Genomic DNA, 15,937 nt, shown 5'->3' on the forward strand with positions numbered 1-15,937 from the left:
ACATTTGTTTAAAAATCAAATTTAAACCTGCCCCTTATACCTAATTCCGACACATTTGGATGATCCAGGTAGGTCAGGCGCTTCACAAGGTCCACCCGGAAGAAGTTGAAGATGTTGCCTATACCTACGCTCGCCTCCATATACGGCTTGTTTTCAAGGGTATACGTGATTGGCAGCCCATTCGCATCAGTCGGGAAGTGCAACAGGCCCGGATTTTCGTACGGCCTGTTTTCATCCCGCACTTTGCCATACAGCGCCTTGAAGGTCACGAACTCCCGCAGCTTGGTTTTCTTGATCAGCGGGAGCTTGTTGAAGATGAAACCATTGAAGCTGTGGTCGATGTGCACGCTGGCGTACTGGTCGCTCACAAACTCGAGGAAGTTCATCAGGTTGTATGACTGCAACTGGTACGAGTAGCTCTGGTTGGCGCGGTGTACCGCGAGCAACGGGAACGGCACCTGCCCGAAAACGTAGCCGCCTTCTGTCACCACATCGGAGTAGCCCAGCTGCGACAGGTAAAAGCGCTTGCTCACGTTCAGGGCTACTTTCTGGTACTCGAACTGCCCGCCAAAGGTACCCTTTAAACCTGCCGCTGCCCGCAGTGTGAACACCGGGTGCCGGTTGGCCACAGGCGTGCGGTAGATCTTGCCTTGCAGAAACTGCTCATTCGGTGCCCAGCGCAGTTCTACCGAGGCCTCTGTCGTAGTCAGGTGCTGCAGCGCCATTGCCTCATCATCGCCGCTACCATCTCCTACCTGTATGTACTGCAGCGATCCAGCCGGCGACTGCCTCCAGTTACGGAAGCCGATGCGGTACGACATGTGGTTCTCAAATTCCCGCAGGTAATCGATGTTATAGGTCTCGTTGTAGAGCCATTTGTCGTTATCGCCGCGCTTAAAGGAAAGCAGGAAATTGTCTTCCTGCACAAACTGCAGTTCCTGACCAGGTATGCTGGTGTCCTTCTGGTAGCTCACGCGTATGGCCCGCACCGGGAACTCCCAGATGGAACGGTCGGTGAGCGAGTAGGTGCCGCCCAGGTAGTACTTCCACTTCTCGTCCTTGAAGCCATAGGCCGTATAGGTTTCCAGCATCACTTTCTTACTGAAGTTATTGGTCGTCCGGCCGCCAAAGCGCAGGCGGAATCCCTCCACCGGGTTAAAGCTGTAGAAGGTGTTGATCGGACCTATCTCGATGTTGGCCCCTGCCCGCTTATACCCGGCGATCAGGGCAGTACCCCAGTCCATGGTGCGCCTGAAGGACTTCATGTTCACCAGGCTGTCGATGTTGGTATAGGTATTCACCTCCACAGCCGAGAGCGAGTCATGCCGGCTGGCCTGCCAGAAATCTTCCCCCAGCCCTGCCTGCAGCACGCGTACCACCGCATCGCCTTCGTAGCGTGCCCCAGGTTGAGCCTCGTTTATCTTGTAATCCCTGTAAGAAACTACACGCTCCCCATAAAAGCCCATGTCGCTGTTCTGCGTCAGGCCGAAGTCTGCTTTCAGGCCGCTTCTGCTCAAATGGTAGCGGCCGTCCGGGTTCTTCTCGAAGTCCAGTTTGATCTTAAGGTCACGCACCCAGTTGATACTCACGCCCTTGCTCACTTCCATGTCCACGCTCTGCACGGCGTAAGTGCCGTCCAGTGTTACGTACAGGCTGCCCGTGAACATAAAGGCTGAGGGGTTGCGCGGCTCAAACTGCAATCGGGCCAACTGCTGTCCCTCATCCGTGCGCACCGTGTCTTTCAAGTAAAACTTGTAGAAGGTGGGCGCCATGTCGGCGATCGGGCTCAGGAACTGGTTGGTCAGGATAGTGATGTTGTTGTCGTAGATGTCCACGTCCTGGTACATGTGCTGCATGTAGGCCATGATGCCCTTGTTGTCGACAAACTCCCCGAAATCCACCTTTTTCTCAGCCTTCACCACTGTTTTGCGCGCCTGCGGCGACTTCCTGAAATAATTTTCAGTCAGCTCCTCCTGTATATAAAAAGGCAGCACTGCCCTGCCCGGAAGCAGCGTCGTGTCGAGGTTGTTGGTGATGAAGTCGTACTTCCGGAGCAACAGGTTACGCTTGAGTTTCTCCGGTGTGTTCACCAGCGACATCTGCGTTTTCTCGTACTGTTCGTACTGCACATAGTCGTAGCTCTCCGGCCGGTTCTTCTGCTTGTTGTCCACGATCTCGCGGATCAGGTCCACAGCCGGGTTGTTTTTGTTGCTGTAGTGCACCTTGCGCTTCTTGCCCACTACCATCACCTCGCTCAACTGCCTGGCATCGGCCTCGAGGCGCACGTTCAGGGTCTGCTCCTCTCCCGGTTTGATGGTGTAGGTAGCCGTTCTGTAACCCAGGTACGAAAACTGTATTTTATCTTTTTGTTGATTGGTTCTGATTTGAAAGTTACCCTCGTAGTCGGTGCTGGTGCCGGTGCTGGTACCAGGTATAAAAACCGAAACACCGATCAGGGCTTCTTTGGTTGTGGCATCCGTCACGGTTCCTTTTACAGCGGTAACCCCGATCTGCGCCATCACGCTGCCCGCGTTCAATCCGGAAAGTAAAAGAACCAGGAAGCAAAGCGTAAACTTGATATATAGTGTATATATACCCTTAGCGGAATACATATTTTTTTTGAATAATATAGTTATAAGAAAATCCGACGAACAGCGATACCAGCACCTTGGAGAAGATGTAGTTTACGCCGCCGTATTGCGTTACCACATACACCCCCGATGCATTGAGCGCCAGGCTGCCGTTCCAGACCATAAAGTATTTGAGAAACTGCGTGGGTATGGTTTTGTCGGATGCTTTAAAAACCCATGTTCTACCGAGCGAAAAATGCGTGATTCCGCCTGAAACTGTGCCGAGGATAGTGCCCGTCACATACCAAAGGCCAGCCATCTCCACAGCCAGGATCGTCATCACAAAATCGACACCGGAGGCTGCCAGCGAGGCGGCCTGTGCCCTCAGGAAGGTGAACATCTAAAGAATGTTGATTAGAAAAGTAGCTGTAAAATGATGTTCGCGTAAACGCCCGCCACTACGTCGTCCAGCATTACGCCTAGTCCTCCTCTCACTTTTTCCAGTTTTCGAATATACAGCGGCTTCACAATGTCAAAGAAGCGAAACAGCACCAGCCCGACTAGCAGCGAACTGAGCGTGACAGGTATAAACAGCATGGTAATCAGCATGCCGGCCACCTCGTCTATCACCACTTTTTTATCATCCTTGCCCCAGTGCGGCTCTAACTCGTTGGCGGACCAGATCCCCAGGACCGTCAGCAGCACCGTTGCCAGGGGGAGCCAGGTCACCAACTGGTCCCCACCAGCCAGGTGCAGGGCATAGAGGCACAGGCAGGTCGCCACAGCTGCCACTGTGCCGCCTCCTTTGCCCATGTAGCCAATGCCCAGGCTGGTGGAAACTAGTTTGTGTACTCTTATCATCTGATCAGACTAGAGCGACTCCACCAGATCCTGGTAATAATCCAGGCCCAGGTGCGTGATCAGGTCTTCGCCCATGATATGGCGCAGGGTGTTCTGCAGCTTGATCAGCTGTTTGAAGATGTCGTGCTCCGGACGCAGGCCTTCAGCAGTCTGCGGCGACTTGTAGTAGAAAGACAGCCACTCCTGGATACCGCTCATACCGGCACGCTGTGCCAGGTCCGTGAACAGGGCTAGGTCCAGCACGATAGGCGCTGCCAGGATCGAGTCGCGGCACAGGAAGTTGATCTTGATCTGCATCTTGTAACCCAGCCAGCCGAAGATGTCGATGTTGTCCCAGCTCTCTTTGTTGTCGCCGTGAGGCGGGTAGTAGTTGATGCGCACCTTGTGGTAGAGGTCGCCGTACAGCTCCGGGTTGTCCTCCGGGTGCAGAATGTCTTCGAGCACGCCCAGTTTCGATACTTCCTTTGTCTTGAAGTTATCCGGATCGTCGAGTACCAGACCGTCGCGGTTACCCAGGATGTTGGAAGAGAACCAGCCGTTGATGCCCAGCGCTCTCGCCTGCAGACCAGGTGCCACGATCGTCTTCATCAGCGTCTGACCGGTTTTGAAATCCTTGCCGGAGATGGCCACGCCATTCTCTTTTGCCAGCTCCACCAGCGCCGGAATATCTACTGTTAAGTTAGGAGCACCGTTGGCGTAAGGCACACCCATTTTCAATGCGGCGTAGGCATAGATCATGCTTGGCGCAATGCGCGGGTCGTTGTTGCGCAGGCCTTCTTCAAAGGCAGCCACGGTCATGTGCACGTCGCTCACCTCAGTGTATACCTCGGTAGAGCCGCACCACACGATTACCAGGCGGTCGCAGTTGTTTACCTCTTTGAAGGTGCGCATGTCTTCCATCAGCGCCTCGGCCAGTTCAAACTTGGTAGCGGCCTCTTTCACGTTGGTGCCGTCGAGGTTACGGGCATAAGCTTTGTCAAACACGGCCTTCATCGGCTTGATGGCCTCCAGCTCCGGCCTGATGGAGTGCAGCAGCATCGGCTCCAGCACCTGGGCGTTCACAGCGGCTTCAAAAACGTTGTCTTCGTACACGTCCCAGCCACCGAAAACGATGTCGTTCAGGTTCGCCAGCGGCACAAAGTCTTTGATCAGCGGGTTGCGGTTGTCCGTGCGCTTGCCCAGGCGGATATTGCCCATCTGGGAAAGCGAGCCCACTGGCTTCGAGAAACCTTTCTTGATTGCCTCTACCCCTGCAATGAATGTGGTGGCAACTGCTCCCAGTCCCGGAAGCAGGATGCCCAGACGCCCTTCGGCCGGTTTTACTTGATATTCCATCTTATTCACTTAAAGTCTAAAACTGTTTAAAATCAATACTTATAGCCAATTGTTTTCTTTATACCATGTCAAGGTGTGCGCCAGTCCCTTCTCCAGGTCGTACTCGGGCACAAAGCCCAGGTCCTCCCGGATTTTGTCGATGCTGCAGTTCCAGTTTTCGGCGGCCAGCTCGTTGAGCTTTTCCTTGTTCAGGGCCGGCGTTTTGCTGCTGCTCGCGTAGGCTGCCTCCATCAGGCTAGCCATCACACGCACCACGCTCATCGGCAGGTGCACGCGGATGGACTTTTTGCCCAGGAGGCGCTTGCTGATGGTCGCCAGGGCGTAGCGGTCGTAGCGGTTGCCGTCTGACACGTTGTAGGCCACATGATCTATACCTGTGCCCAAAGCCTGCATCACCGCCTTTGCCAGGTCCTTCACATACACAAAGCTCAGCCACTGCGGCTTATTGCTGATGTAGGGTTCCAGCCCCATGTTCAGGGTCTTGAGCACGATAAAAATGTCTTTCTCCCGCGGACCGTATACCGCCGTCGGGCGCAGCACTACCAGCGGCAGGTGCTCCATCTCCGCCAGGTACTGCTCGGCCAGGAGCTTGCTCTTGCCATAGGCCGTGACCGGCCGGGCCTTGCTCAACTCGTGAATCGGGGTTGCCTCGCTGTAGGGCACCGGCCCCAGCGCAGCCAGGCTGCTGATGAAGACAAACTTCTTCAGCGGAATAGCGGCCTTTACTGCTGCCTCTGCCAGGTTCCGGGTATAGCCGGCGTTTACCCGCTTATACTCTTCTTCTGTCTTGGCTTTGGTGATGCCAGCCGCGTGGATGATGTAGTGGTACTGCTTCTCCTCCAGCTCCTTTACCAATGCCTGCGGATTGATAAAGTCAAGCGAGGTATAGCGGATATCGAAAGGCTGCAGATGCGCCACATCGCTGGAAGGGCGCACGGCGGCGTATACCTCCATACCTGCCTGCAGGGCTGCCTCCACCAGGTGATGCCCCACAAAGCCGCTCGCTCCCGTGATCAGTACCCGCTCCTTCATATCGCCTTTTCGTAAATCCTGTATTTTTTGTAAGGCCTGGCGCCCATCTTCAGCAGTCCCTGGTTCATCAGCAGGTTATTTTCCAGTATCCAGGAAGCCTCTGCCGATTTCATATTCTTTTCGCGGTGCTTCTGCATGGCCGCGCCATAGAAACACGCCTCTATCCCCATCTTCCGGTACCCTTCTATCACCCCCAGCGCAATGATTCGCACGGCGCTTATCTTCTTGCGCAAGAGCAGCAGCTTAAAGATGCCGGTTGGGAACAGTCGTCCTTTTTTGATCTTCTTCAGAATCTGGTTGATGTCAGGTATTGCCAGTGAAAAGCCTACTACTTTGCCGTTGTGCTCGGCAATCAGACAAAAATCCGGGTCTACGATCAGCTTCAGGTCTTTGGCCATGTAGTCAAACTCCTTTGGCGTCATCGGCACAAAACCCAGGTTCTTGTCCCAGGCGCCGTTGTAGATCTCGCGCAAACTCTCGGCTTCCTGCCTATACCTTTTCAGGTCGATCGGTCGGATGATGATGCCCTTCTGCTCCAGCCGCTCGCGGAGCATGGCCGACATGCGGGCCGCTTTGTCGTTGTAACCCGCCGCCAGAAACTGGTAAGCCAGCAGATCCACCTTTTTCTGAAAGCCCAGCTTTTCCAGCAATTCCCTGTAGTAGGAGTAGTTATAGGGCATCATGGCCACGGGCGAACTGTCAAAGCCCTCCACCAGCAGGCCGCAGGTTTCGTTGGTCGAGAAGTTCACCGGCCCGATCATGGTTGTCAACTGTTTGGACAGCAGCCACTGCTGTGCCTCCCGGATGAGCAGACCGGCCACCTCGCCATCGTTCACGCAGTCAAAAAAGCCGAAAAAACCGTCACGGCTATGGTTGAAGGCGTTGTGGTTGTTGTTGAGGATGGCCGCAATGCGCCCCACCAGCTCCTTTCCCCGATAGGCCAGGTATAGCTGCACCTCGGAGTGCTCGTGAAACGGATGTTTTCCCGGCGTCAGCAGGTCCTCCTGCGCCATATAAAGCTCCGGCACGTAATGCGGGTCGTCTTGATACAGCGCGTGCGGAAAGTCGATGAAAGCTTTCAGCTGCTGCTTGGTCTCAACAGGCAGTACGCGCTTCATATGAGGTGTTTCGGGAGTTGATGCCTAGCAATTTGAATGCATCGGCAATTTTAGTAACGGCCTCTTCTATCTGGCTGAAGGTATGGGTAGCCATGATCGAAAGGCGCAACAGCGTAGAGTCAGCAGGCACGGCGGGTGCTACCACCGGATTCACGAAAATACCGTTGTCCTGCAGCACTTTGGTCACCTGGAAAGTCAGGTCGTTGTCGCGCACAAACACCGGAATGATCGGCGTCTCTGTCGGTCCCAGCTCCAGTCCGGCGGCCTTCATCAGCTCTACGGCATAGTGGGTGTTGCGCCACAGCTGCTCCCGGCGCTCGGGCTCCGACTGAATAATGTCCAGGGCTGCCAGTGTGCTGGCCACTGAGGCGGGCGACATGCTGGCGCTGAAAATGAGCGAACGGGCATGGTGCTTCAGGTACTGGATGGTATCGTAATCGCTGGCGATAAAGCCGCCCAGCGAGGCAAGCGATTTGCTGAACGTTCCCATGATCAGATCCACCTGATCGGTCAGGCCAAAGTGCGAGGCCGTGCCGGCCCCCTGCTCTCCAATGACGCCCAACCCGTGCGCATCGTCCACCATAATGCTGCCACCATACCGCTCTGCCAGGGCCACCAGCTCCGGAAGATTCACAATGTCACCTTCCATACTGAACACGCCATCCACCACAATCAGCTTGATGGCCTCGGCAGGCAGGCGGCTCAGCTTGCTCTCCAGGTCCTGCATGTCGTTGTGTTTGTACTTGATCACTTTGGAAAAGGAAAGCCTGCTGCCGTCGATGATGGAGGCATGGTTGTACTCATCCAGAATGATGTAATCGTTGCGTCCGGTCAGGCTCGAGATCACGCCCAGGTTTACCTGAAAGCCGGTGCTGAAAACCAGTGCGGCCTCTTTGCCCACATAGGCGGCCAGTCTGTCCTCCAGTTCCATGTGGATGTCCAGGGTGCCGTTCAGGAAGCGGGAGCCCGCGCAACCGCTGCCATACCTCATAATGGCATCCACGGCCGCCTCCTTCACCTTCGGGTGGTTCGTGAGCCCCAGATAGGCGTTTGAACCAAACATCAGCACTTTCTGGCCGTTTATGATCACTTCCGTATCCTGAGCAGACTCTATTGATCTGAAATAAGGATAGGCCCCCTGCGCCATTGCTCTTTCGGCTGCATGGTAAGCAGCGCTCTTCTCACGGGCGAGGATTCTCTCACGAAGTATATTGCCCATCTACAATACTTTAATTAACCTAAATTTATTTAACCGCCCTGAACTTACCTGTCCCCCTGGTTGGTCCAAAGCGCTGTATTCCAGCTCTAACAGTTCTGCTAGTTCATAAGTTATAGAACTATTTATACCTACGAATACTACCATTTATAATTGAAAAATCCTTACTTTTTCTGGATTATTTTGGAGTATTTATTAACTATCGGGGCCGCCCTTTGTTTTGAGTCCCCGCATCAAGATATTGTTTATAATATCCATCCTACCTTCCAGGGCGGCGAATTTGTTCTCCACCAATAGGCCAACTTCCAGCCCCCGAAAAGCACAAACCATGGCAAAGGCGATGGAGTCGATGTCGTCGGCTGCGTACTGCGCAAACTCTTTCCGCTCCAGGCCAAACCGCAGAATGCTTCTTACCAAACTGATTTCCCGCAGTTCGTAGCATCTGTGCAAATCTCTCAGGCGCGGTATATTCGCTTCGATATCGCCCTTGATCACATTGTAGAGGTTGGCCTTCTTCTTGAGGATGTTGAACCGGGTCAGGCACAGTGTCCTCATTTTGCCCTCGGCCGTCTCCTCTTTGCCTACCTCCTCCTGCAGTTTACGGAAAACCTCGTCCATCTCCCGCGTCAGAACGGCGTCGAAAATCTCGTCTTTGCTCTTGTAATAATAGTAAAGGGTACTTTTTCCTTTACCGGCAGCTTTGGCTATGTCCTCCATGGTGGTTTTGGACCAGCCGAAGTGCCTGAACAGCTTTTGGGCCTCGTCGAGAATCTCCTTTCTTACAAGTTCATCCTTCTCATTCATACCCGTTAGACCAAAATCGTTTTTCGGTCCAAAGTTAAGAGAAAGTTAAATAGCAATCTACGTTTTGAAAGCAATATTTTTTCAGGCGCACGAGTTGAATAACCCTATACTTATGCTCATAAAACGACAGACCGCTCCAGGTATACCCGAAACGGTCTGATCAAACTAAACCTACAGAAAACAATTTCTATTCAAGACCGGGCCAGTACGGCGCACGGTATATTTCCCAGCCAGCCTGCCTTGGCAATGGCGATCAGGCTCTGTGGCTACTAGGCGTGTAGCTTCCGCGGTATCTCCGCGCTGGGGCCCTCATACTGGATGAAGATATTGATCCACAGCGCTCTGGACAGGCGAAAGATGACCGGCAGCAAGCCCACCACCGTAATCCCGACCAATCCCATCATCATCGGAATGGTCACCTCCACCCCGAGCTGGTGCAGCACAAACAGGGCCACCAGAAAAATAGCCACATTAAAGGCAAAACTCACGTACATGGCGCCGTAGTAATAGCCCGGTTCCGGCTCAAAAACCTGCCCGCAACATGGGCAGTTCTTATACATATCCGCAAACCTGCGGCTGTACAAGGTTCCTTCCGGAAACATATTCCCCTCGCGGCAGCGCGGGCATTTTGTTGTAGCAACACTGTATAAAAAGGATCTTTTCTCACGCATGGCCTTGTCAATTCTATCAACAGTACAAAGTTAGGTGATTTGGTCAGGGTTGAATCGGCACAAAAACGACGAAATGCTGTACTTTTATGCCCGGCAGCCAGCCCCCAGTCCCAACCGAAACATAAAGACTGCATAAGCACGCCATGGCAAAAGAACACCTTCCCATTTACCAGATCCAGGATTTCGAGGCGAAGTCCCGCCAGGACCGGTATTTTTACGTCAGTTCCCTGTCGGACCACCTGCAGGAACACCTGTTCATCCGCAGGCCCCACAAACACGATTTCTACATCATTCTGTTCGTCACGCAGGGCAAAGGCACGCACACTATCGACTTCAAATCCTATGGTGTAGGGCCCGGCGCTGTTTTCTTTCTCACGCCAGGCCAGGTGCACAGTTGGGAACTCTCAAGCGATGCCGAGGGCCTGATCATCTTCTTCACGCAGGAGTTTTACACGAAGGCCTATCCGCACAGGATGCTCTTCGATTTTCCGTTTTTCAATGCCCTGCTCTACAACCCGGTCTTGCAGATCAGCGACACCCAGCAAGACGCGCTCAGGCCCATCCTGCAGTTGCTGCAGCAGGAATACAGGCAAGCCGGCCAGATGCGGGACGTGGCCCTCAGTAGGTATCTGGATATCCTGCTGATCGAGCTGACCCGGATTTTCAGGCCTGATGAGGCAATGAAGGGGAATTTTGGAAAAGACCTGGCGCTGCTGCAGCAACTGGAGCGGCTGATTGACCTGCACTACCGGGAACACCAGCCGGTGGCCTTCTATGCTGAGCGCCTCCATGTAACGCCCAAGCACCTCAACGACGTTTGCCGGAATGCCTTGGGCAAAACAACGAAAGACCTGATCCAGTACAGAACGCTGCTGGAAGCGCAGCGGCTGCTGGTGCATGCCGACCTGACGAGTTCACAGATCGCGGCGGAGCTTGGCTATTTTGACAACACTTATTTCTTCCGCTTTTTCAAAAAACAGCTGGGTTGCACCCCTGAGCAGTTCAGGGCGGCAAATAAGTAGGTGCTATACCTGCTATACCTCAGGACAGTGCCTGCGGTGAGGGTCCTCCGGCAGGTTTGGAGCGGTCAGCCGGAAGCGGCACGTACTCCAGGTTGTCGGTGGGTGGCAACAGGATGCGGCCTTCTTTCCAGTCGGCTTTCGCCTGCTCTATCCTGTCCTTGCGCGACGACACAAAATTCCACCAGATAAAGCGTTCGCCAAGGGCTTCCCCTCCAAGCAGCATCAGGGTTGTGGGCTCTTTTGCCAGTATAACCGGATCGGCGCCTTTTGTAAACACAAGCATCTGCCCGACAGTGTAGGTACTGTGCGCAATTTCGATGCTGCCTTTGGCAACGTAGATTCCCCGTTCCGAATGCTCTTTTGGCAAACCGAAGCGAGCGCCTTTTTGCAATACCACATGCAGGTAAAACAGGGGCGAATGGGTCTTTACGTCGTTCCGGAGGCCGTAGGCATCTCCGGCGATCAGGCGCATCCATACGCCGGTTTCCGTAAAGATGGGGAGTTGCTCGGGTTTGTAATTCTCGAACGAGGGGGCGGCTTCCTCGTCCTTCTCCGGCAAGGCAACCCAGGTCTGTATCATTTCGAGTTCACCGCCTGCCAGGGTAGCGGGGTCTTCGAAGCGCTCCGAGTGGGCAATGCCACTGCCCGCCGTCATCCAGTTCACCTCCCCCGGCCGGATGACCTGCTCCACGCCCAGGCTGTCGCGGTGCGTAACCTGTCCGCCAAATAGATAACTGACCGTCGAAAGGCCGATGTGCGGATGGGGCAGCACGTCCATGTCGTGGGTTAGCGGAGGTTGCAGGTTCACGGGTCCTGCGTGATCCATGAAAATGAAAGGCCCCACCATGCGGCGTAAGCGGAATGGCAGGATGCGCCGCACGTCCATTCCGGGGGCAAGCGCAGCTTTACGGGCTTCAATGACGATATCCAGCATCTTTTAGCTTTTATGTTATACCTGTACCTGTTACACTGACTTCAATACTGTTTGCTGCCATACCTGACGAAATCACTCACTGAAGTATACGCTAAAGGTGGTGCCTGTGCCTACCTCGCTTTTGACCTGTATGCTGCCACCGGCATTCTCCACGATCCTTTTCACCATGTACAGGCCCACACCCGAACCTTCCACATGGTCGTGGAAGCGTTTGAACATGGTAAAGAGCTTGCCCTGCTGCGTTGCACTCAGGCCGAGGCCATTGTCCTGCACCTCCAGCACATGCTGCCCATCCTCCTGCCGGCAACTTACCTTTATATGCGGCTTTCGCTGCGGATGGCTGTATTTAATCCCGTTTGATAGCAGGTTGTACACAATGCTGCGAAGGTTTCGCTCCGAAAAAGCCTTGGTCGAGCAGTTGGCAATGTCGGTCTCCAGGTGGGCATCGTACTCCGTAATCACCTTCTCCAGGTCGAGCGCTACTTCCCTTACCACATCGGCCACTTGCACACGCTCCTGTTTGTTCAGGTCCTCTTTCTTCAGCCGCGAGATATCCGTGAGGCTGGCGATGGTCCTTTTGAGCCTGGACACCGAGCCCTGCATCATGTGGAGAATGCTCTTGACCTCCTGCCGGCTGAGGCTTTCCTCCGGCAGTTCGAGCAGGAGCTCGCTCATGAGCATCTCAATATTGGAGATCGGGGCCTTTAAGTCGTGGGAAGCGGTGTAAATGAAATTATCAAGGTCTTTGTTGATATAGATGAGCTGCTGGTTGGCAATGTCATACTCTTTGTTGGCTAGCTGCAGCTGCTGCTCGCTCGCTTCCACGGCCTTGCGCGCCTGCACCTGCTCAGTCACTTCCAGGGCAAACACCACCACGCCGTCTATCTGGTTTTGCTCGTTGTACCGGGCCTGCTGAATGTAGCGGAAATACCGGTCCTCCAGCTCGCCGCCCTGCCCCACAAACGGGATGCACCTTTCCTTTTCCTCGTGGGTGCGGCCGGTTCTATACACTTCCAGGAAGGTCTGGTACACCGGGTTGTTTTCTATCTCGGGCAGCACCTCCAGTATGGGCTTTCCAAACAGCTCACGCTCCGGAAAAAGGGCTGCGTAGGCCGGGTTCACCAACTCATACACCAGGTCGGGGCCGTTGAGGATGCAGATAGCCGCCGGTGCCATCATAAACAGACTTTCCAACCGTTTGCTTTGGCGCTCCGCCTCTGCCTGTGCCTGGGCCAGTTCATGGGTCCGCCGCCTGATCACTTCCTCCAGCCCGAGGTTCATGGTTTGCAACGAGGCCGCGCTCGACTCTACCTGCTGCCGGGCTATAACAAAATCCGTCACATCCAGCGCAAAGATCAGGATACCGTTCACGTTGCCCTCTGCATCCAGCAGGGCCTGGTATATAAAATTCCAGTAGATGTCCTCAGCCGGCTGGTCAGCGTAGCGGGCAACCGGTATCAGCACTTCCTTGCCCTCGTAGGTTTCGCCGGTTCTGTATACCTCATGAATGATGTCGTAGACGGCCTGGTTCCGGAGCTCGGGCAAGGCCTCGAACAAAGGCAGATTCAGCAACTCGCGACCCGGGAAAAGCTGCTGGTAGGACGAGTTGATGACCCGGTAGATGAAGGTCGGGCCCTCGAGCATGGCACAGGCCGCCGGCGCCTGATCGAAAAGGCGTTCCATGCGGAGGCGTTGCTGCTCGGCCTGCGCAAGTGCCACCTGTTCTTTCTCGCGGCTCTGTTGCAGCTGCGCCTTCGTTTTCAGGTCTTCCGAAATGTTCTTGGCTTCATATAGGATACACACCAGCTGGCCCTGGCTGTTGTAAATGGGTGTGTTGGAAGCACTCCAGAAGCGCTCCATAAATTCGCCGGGACGATCCGGGTGCTGGATGTCGTACTGGATAAGCTCGATCGTCTCCCGTTCGCGGCGCGCGATGGCCCGCTCAATAGAAGCCCGCAGGGTTGCCGAGGGAGAGCTGCCCGGGGTATTCGGGTTGTCCGGGAACACGTCAGAAAGATGCTTCCCCATGATCTGCTCACGGGACACGAAGGCTTCGCGCAGGTAAGCTTCTGAGGCGCCGATCACAGTGAGGTCAGGCGAAATGAGCAAAATCAGGCCACTTTGCGCCTCCAGCAGCTGCTGGTAAGGAATACTTTGGTCAGAGTGACTCCCCTGAGCGGGAGCAGCGGTGTGTAGCATGCGGTATTTCTGATTTACACGACTAGCGCGTAGGTATACGATCTAACTAAATAGCGGCCAGTCTTTTGAAAAGACGCATTCTCCACAACCACTGGCCAGGCTATACCTGCATTGGTCTAGCTTTTGCCGGTTTGCAGGCGAATGCATTTTCCCGGAAATCAATGTTTGGGCTGACGGAAACTTACCAGGAACCTGGAGCCTACCCCCTCTTCACTCTCTACGGAAATGTTGTCGCCGGTATTGTCGAGAATGCGCTTCACCAGGTATAGCCCGATCCCGGAGCCCTCCACATGGTCGTGCGCACGCTTGAACAGCGAGAAGATCTTCCCGATCTGACTCGGGGCGAGCCCCAGCCCATTGTCCTGCACGGCGAGTTCGTATACCCCTTCCGGCGTGATCGCTGTGCTGATGTGCACGATCGGCTTGCGATCAGGGTCTGCGTACTTGATGGCATTCGACACCAGGTTAAAGAGGATGCTCCGGAGGTTTTTGCGGGAGTAGCGGAGCGTTGTAAACTCCATGGTTGTGCACTGCACAACAGCGCCCGTGTGCTCTATGTAGGGTTTCAGGCTGATCTCAATGTCCTTCAGCATATCCTGTATCTGCACATCTTCCGGCGACTCCTGCTCGTGCTTGAGCTTGGTGACGTCCGACAAATCGGCGATCACGTTTTTGAGCGTGCCGATGGCGCTCCCCATGTACTCCAGGAGCACTTCGTGTTGAGATAGGTTTTCCCCCAGGTCTTCCCGGAGCGCCTGCAGCAGACCTTCCAGGTTGGTGATCGGCGCTTTCAGGTCGTGCGAGGCGGCATACACAAAATTATCGAGCTCGTTGTTGATCTTGATAAGCTCGCTGTTTTTGTGCATCAGCTCTTCGTTGCGGCGGCGCTCTGTCAGGTCGCGGGTAACTTTAGAGTAGCCCAGCAGCCGCTTGTTGCTGTTGTAGATCGGGGTGATCACCACGTTGGCCCAAAAGGCGGTGCCGTCTTTGCGAATGCGCCAGCCCTCGTCTTCAAAACGTCCTACCTCCTGTGCCTTGCGGAGCTCATACTGCGGAAACCCTTTCGCAATGGCCTCCCGGTTGTAGAAAGTGGAAAAGTGCCTGCCAATGATCTCTTTCGGTTTGTAGCCCTTGATGCGCTCGGCCCCTTCGTTCCAGCTCATCACAATGCCCTCCGGATTCAGCATCAGGATGGCGTAGTCTTTCACGCTGTCGATCAGCAGGCGGCTCTTCTCCTCGCTTTCGCGCAGCTCTTCGTTCATGCGGAAGAGCTGCTGCTCCATTTTCAGCTTGTCGGTAAGGTCGCGGGTGATCTTCGAAAAGCCGATCAGCTCTTTTTGGGCATTGTAGATGGCCGTAATCACGGTGTTGGCCCAGAAGGCGGAGCCGTCCTTGCGGTAGCGCCAGCCATTGTCCTCGAAGCGCCCATGCTCCTTTGCCTGCTGCAGTTCGTAGGCCGGGAAACCCTCCGCAATCAGCTCCTGGCTATAAAACCGGGCAAAATACTTCCCGATGATCTCGTCGGCCTCATAACCGTTCATGCGATGGGCCCCGTTGTTCCAGGTGGCCACGTTTCCGGCCGGGTCGAGCATGAAGATGGCATAGTCGGTCACGCCTTCAATCAGCAAACGAAAGCGCTCCTCGCTCTCTTTCAGCTCCTCAAAAGCACGGTACAGGTCGTCCTCGGCCTTCTTGCGCTCCGACAGATCGCGGGTGATCTTGGAGAAAGCGATCAGCTCCTTTTGCTCATTAAAGATAGGTGTGATCACGACGTTGGCCCAGAAAACGGAGCCGTCCTTCTTCACGCGCCAGCCCTCGTCTTCGTACTTGCCCCTGGCAACCGCCTCTTTCAGTTCCTTTAACGGATAGTTGTCGTCGATGTCCTTTTGGGTATAGAAAGTGGAGAAGTGCTTCCCAATGATCTCATCAGCGTCATAGCCCTTGATCTGTTTGGCGCCCGTGTTCCAGGTGATGATGTACCCTTCTGCGTTGAGCAGGAAAATGGCGTAGTCGGTGATGCTGTCAATAAGAATCCGGTACTGCTCCTGTCCGCGGGTGTTTATACCTGCTGCGGCAGCAGTCACTGATGTTAAGTTTATGTCCATTCAAAAAGCTGCTTAGGTAAGGTGAGTTAGGTATAGGTACGTTCAGCCTTTATGGTACGAATTTGCTGGT

Annotated in this window: 13 protein-coding genes; 1 reads left to right on the forward strand and 12 read right to left on the reverse strand. The window is 54.6% G+C overall.

The window, feature by feature from the left end; translation table 11 throughout:
* Positions 1–8 precede the first annotated feature (8 nt).
* The 9 genes from BD749_RS04475 to BD749_RS04515 form a co-directional block, all read right to left on the reverse strand.
* Positions 9–2,537, reverse strand: coding sequence for a DUF5686 and carboxypeptidase-like regulatory domain-containing protein (locus BD749_RS04475; protein ID WP_245868714.1), 2,529 nt, complete (start codon positions 2,535–2,537; stop codon positions 9–11).
* 61 nt (positions 2,538–2,598) lie between these two features.
* Positions 2,599–2,970 carry a GtrA family protein gene (locus tag BD749_RS04480; protein WP_101443155.1) on the reverse strand — a complete coding sequence of 124 codons (372 nt, stop codon included), beginning with the start codon at positions 2,968–2,970 and terminating at the stop codon, positions 2,599–2,601.
* A 14-nt stretch (positions 2,971–2,984) separates the two neighbouring features.
* Positions 2,985–3,431, reverse strand: coding sequence for a phosphatidylglycerophosphatase A family protein (locus tag BD749_RS04485; RefSeq protein ID WP_101443156.1), 447 nt, complete (start codon positions 3,429–3,431; stop codon positions 2,985–2,987).
* A 9-nt stretch (positions 3,432–3,440) separates the two neighbouring features.
* Positions 3,441–4,766: an inositol-3-phosphate synthase gene (locus BD749_RS04490; protein ID WP_101443157.1), complete on the reverse strand. Its 1,326-nt coding sequence runs from the start codon at positions 4,764–4,766 to the stop codon at positions 3,441–3,443.
* 39 nt (positions 4,767–4,805) lie between these two features.
* Positions 4,806–5,798 carry an NAD-dependent epimerase/dehydratase family protein gene (locus BD749_RS04495; RefSeq protein WP_101443158.1) on the reverse strand — a complete coding sequence of 331 codons (993 nt, stop codon included), beginning with the start codon at positions 5,796–5,798 and terminating at the stop codon, positions 4,806–4,808.
* Positions 5,795–6,916 carry a hypothetical protein gene (locus BD749_RS04500; RefSeq protein WP_101443159.1) on the reverse strand — a complete coding sequence of 374 codons (1,122 nt, stop codon included), beginning with the start codon at positions 6,914–6,916 and terminating at the stop codon, positions 5,795–5,797. The genes BD749_RS04495 and BD749_RS04500 overlap by 4 nt, the downstream gene beginning before the upstream one ends.
* Positions 6,894–8,135 carry a serine palmitoyltransferase gene (gene spt, locus BD749_RS04505; RefSeq protein ID WP_101443160.1) on the reverse strand — a complete coding sequence of 414 codons (1,242 nt, stop codon included), beginning with the start codon at positions 8,133–8,135 and terminating at the stop codon, positions 6,894–6,896. The genes BD749_RS04500 and spt overlap by 23 nt, the downstream gene beginning before the upstream one ends.
* Positions 8,136–8,327: 192 nt before the next feature.
* Positions 8,328–8,936, reverse strand: coding sequence for a TetR/AcrR family transcriptional regulator (locus BD749_RS04510; RefSeq protein WP_101443161.1), 609 nt, complete (start codon positions 8,934–8,936; stop codon positions 8,328–8,330).
* Positions 8,937–9,205: 269 nt separating this feature from the next.
* Positions 9,206–9,607 carry a DUF983 domain-containing protein gene (locus BD749_RS04515; RefSeq protein ID WP_180336309.1) on the reverse strand — a complete coding sequence of 134 codons (402 nt, stop codon included), beginning with the start codon at positions 9,605–9,607 and terminating at the stop codon, positions 9,206–9,208.
* A gap of 143 nt (positions 9,608–9,750) precedes the next feature.
* On the opposite strand from BD749_RS04515, the gene BD749_RS04520 reads away from it, so the two are divergent.
* Positions 9,751–10,629, forward strand: coding sequence for an AraC family transcriptional regulator (locus BD749_RS04520; RefSeq protein ID WP_101443162.1), 879 nt, complete (start codon positions 9,751–9,753; stop codon positions 10,627–10,629).
* 19 nt (positions 10,630–10,648) lie between these two features.
* Here BD749_RS04520 and BD749_RS04525 read toward each other — a convergent pair whose 3' ends face one another.
* From BD749_RS04525 to BD749_RS04535, 3 genes are all read right to left on the reverse strand, one after another.
* The gene (locus BD749_RS04525) at positions 10,649–11,563 is read right to left on the reverse strand and encodes a pirin family protein (protein WP_101443163.1); all 915 of its coding nucleotides are present in this window, start codon (positions 11,561–11,563) and stop codon (positions 10,649–10,651) included.
* A 72-nt stretch (positions 11,564–11,635) separates the two neighbouring features.
* Positions 11,636–13,762, reverse strand: coding sequence for a PAS domain-containing sensor histidine kinase (locus BD749_RS04530; protein ID WP_101443164.1), 2,127 nt, complete (start codon positions 13,760–13,762; stop codon positions 11,636–11,638).
* 158 nt (positions 13,763–13,920) lie between these two features.
* The gene (locus BD749_RS04535) at positions 13,921–15,867 is read right to left on the reverse strand and encodes a PAS domain-containing sensor histidine kinase (RefSeq protein ID WP_101443165.1); all 1,947 of its coding nucleotides are present in this window, start codon (positions 15,865–15,867) and stop codon (positions 13,921–13,923) included.
* Between the last annotated feature and the right edge of the window lie 70 nt (positions 15,868–15,937).

This window comes from Pontibacter ramchanderi, assembly GCF_002846395.1.
Taxonomy (GTDB): Bacteria; Bacteroidota; Bacteroidia; order Cytophagales; family Hymenobacteraceae; genus Pontibacter; species Pontibacter ramchanderi.

What these genes read in the sequence shown, in the direction of transcription:
- BD749_RS04535 (WP_101443165.1), bottom strand. Translation starts at nt 15,867, where the DNA reads ATGGACATAAACTTAACATCAGTGACTGCTGCCGCAGCAGGTATAAAC.
- BD749_RS04525 (WP_101443163.1), bottom strand. Translation starts at nt 11,563, where the DNA reads ATGCTGGATATCGTCATTGAAGCCCGTAAAGCTGCGCTTGCCCCCGGA.
- spt (WP_101443160.1), bottom strand. Translation starts at nt 8,135, where the DNA reads ATGGGCAATATACTTCGTGAGAGAATCCTCGCCCGTGAGAAGAGCGCT.
- BD749_RS04520 (WP_101443162.1), top strand. Translation starts at nt 9,751, where the DNA reads ATGGCAAAAGAACACCTTCCCATTTACCAGATCCAGGATTTCGAGGCG.
- BD749_RS04510 (WP_101443161.1), bottom strand. Translation starts at nt 8,936, where the DNA reads ATGAATGAGAAGGATGAACTTGTAAGAAAGGAGATTCTCGACGAGGCC.
- BD749_RS04515 (WP_180336309.1), bottom strand. Translation starts at nt 9,607, where the DNA reads ATGCGTGAGAAAAGATCCTTTTTATACAGTGTTGCTACAACAAAATGC.
- BD749_RS04530 (WP_101443164.1), bottom strand. Translation starts at nt 13,762, where the DNA reads ATGCTACACACCGCTGCTCCCGCTCAGGGGAGTCACTCTGACCAAAGT.
- BD749_RS04490 (WP_101443157.1), bottom strand. Translation starts at nt 4,766, where the DNA reads ATGGAATATCAAGTAAAACCGGCCGAAGGGCGTCTGGGCATCCTGCTT.
- BD749_RS04500 (WP_101443159.1), bottom strand. Translation starts at nt 6,916, where the DNA reads ATGAAGCGCGTACTGCCTGTTGAGACCAAGCAGCAGCTGAAAGCTTTC.
- BD749_RS04495 (WP_101443158.1), bottom strand. Translation starts at nt 5,798, where the DNA reads ATGAAGGAGCGGGTACTGATCACGGGAGCGAGCGGCTTTGTGGGGCAT.
- BD749_RS04480 (WP_101443155.1), bottom strand. Translation starts at nt 2,970, where the DNA reads ATGTTCACCTTCCTGAGGGCACAGGCCGCCTCGCTGGCAGCCTCCGGT.
- BD749_RS04485 (WP_101443156.1), bottom strand. Translation starts at nt 3,431, where the DNA reads ATGATAAGAGTACACAAACTAGTTTCCACCAGCCTGGGCATTGGCTAC.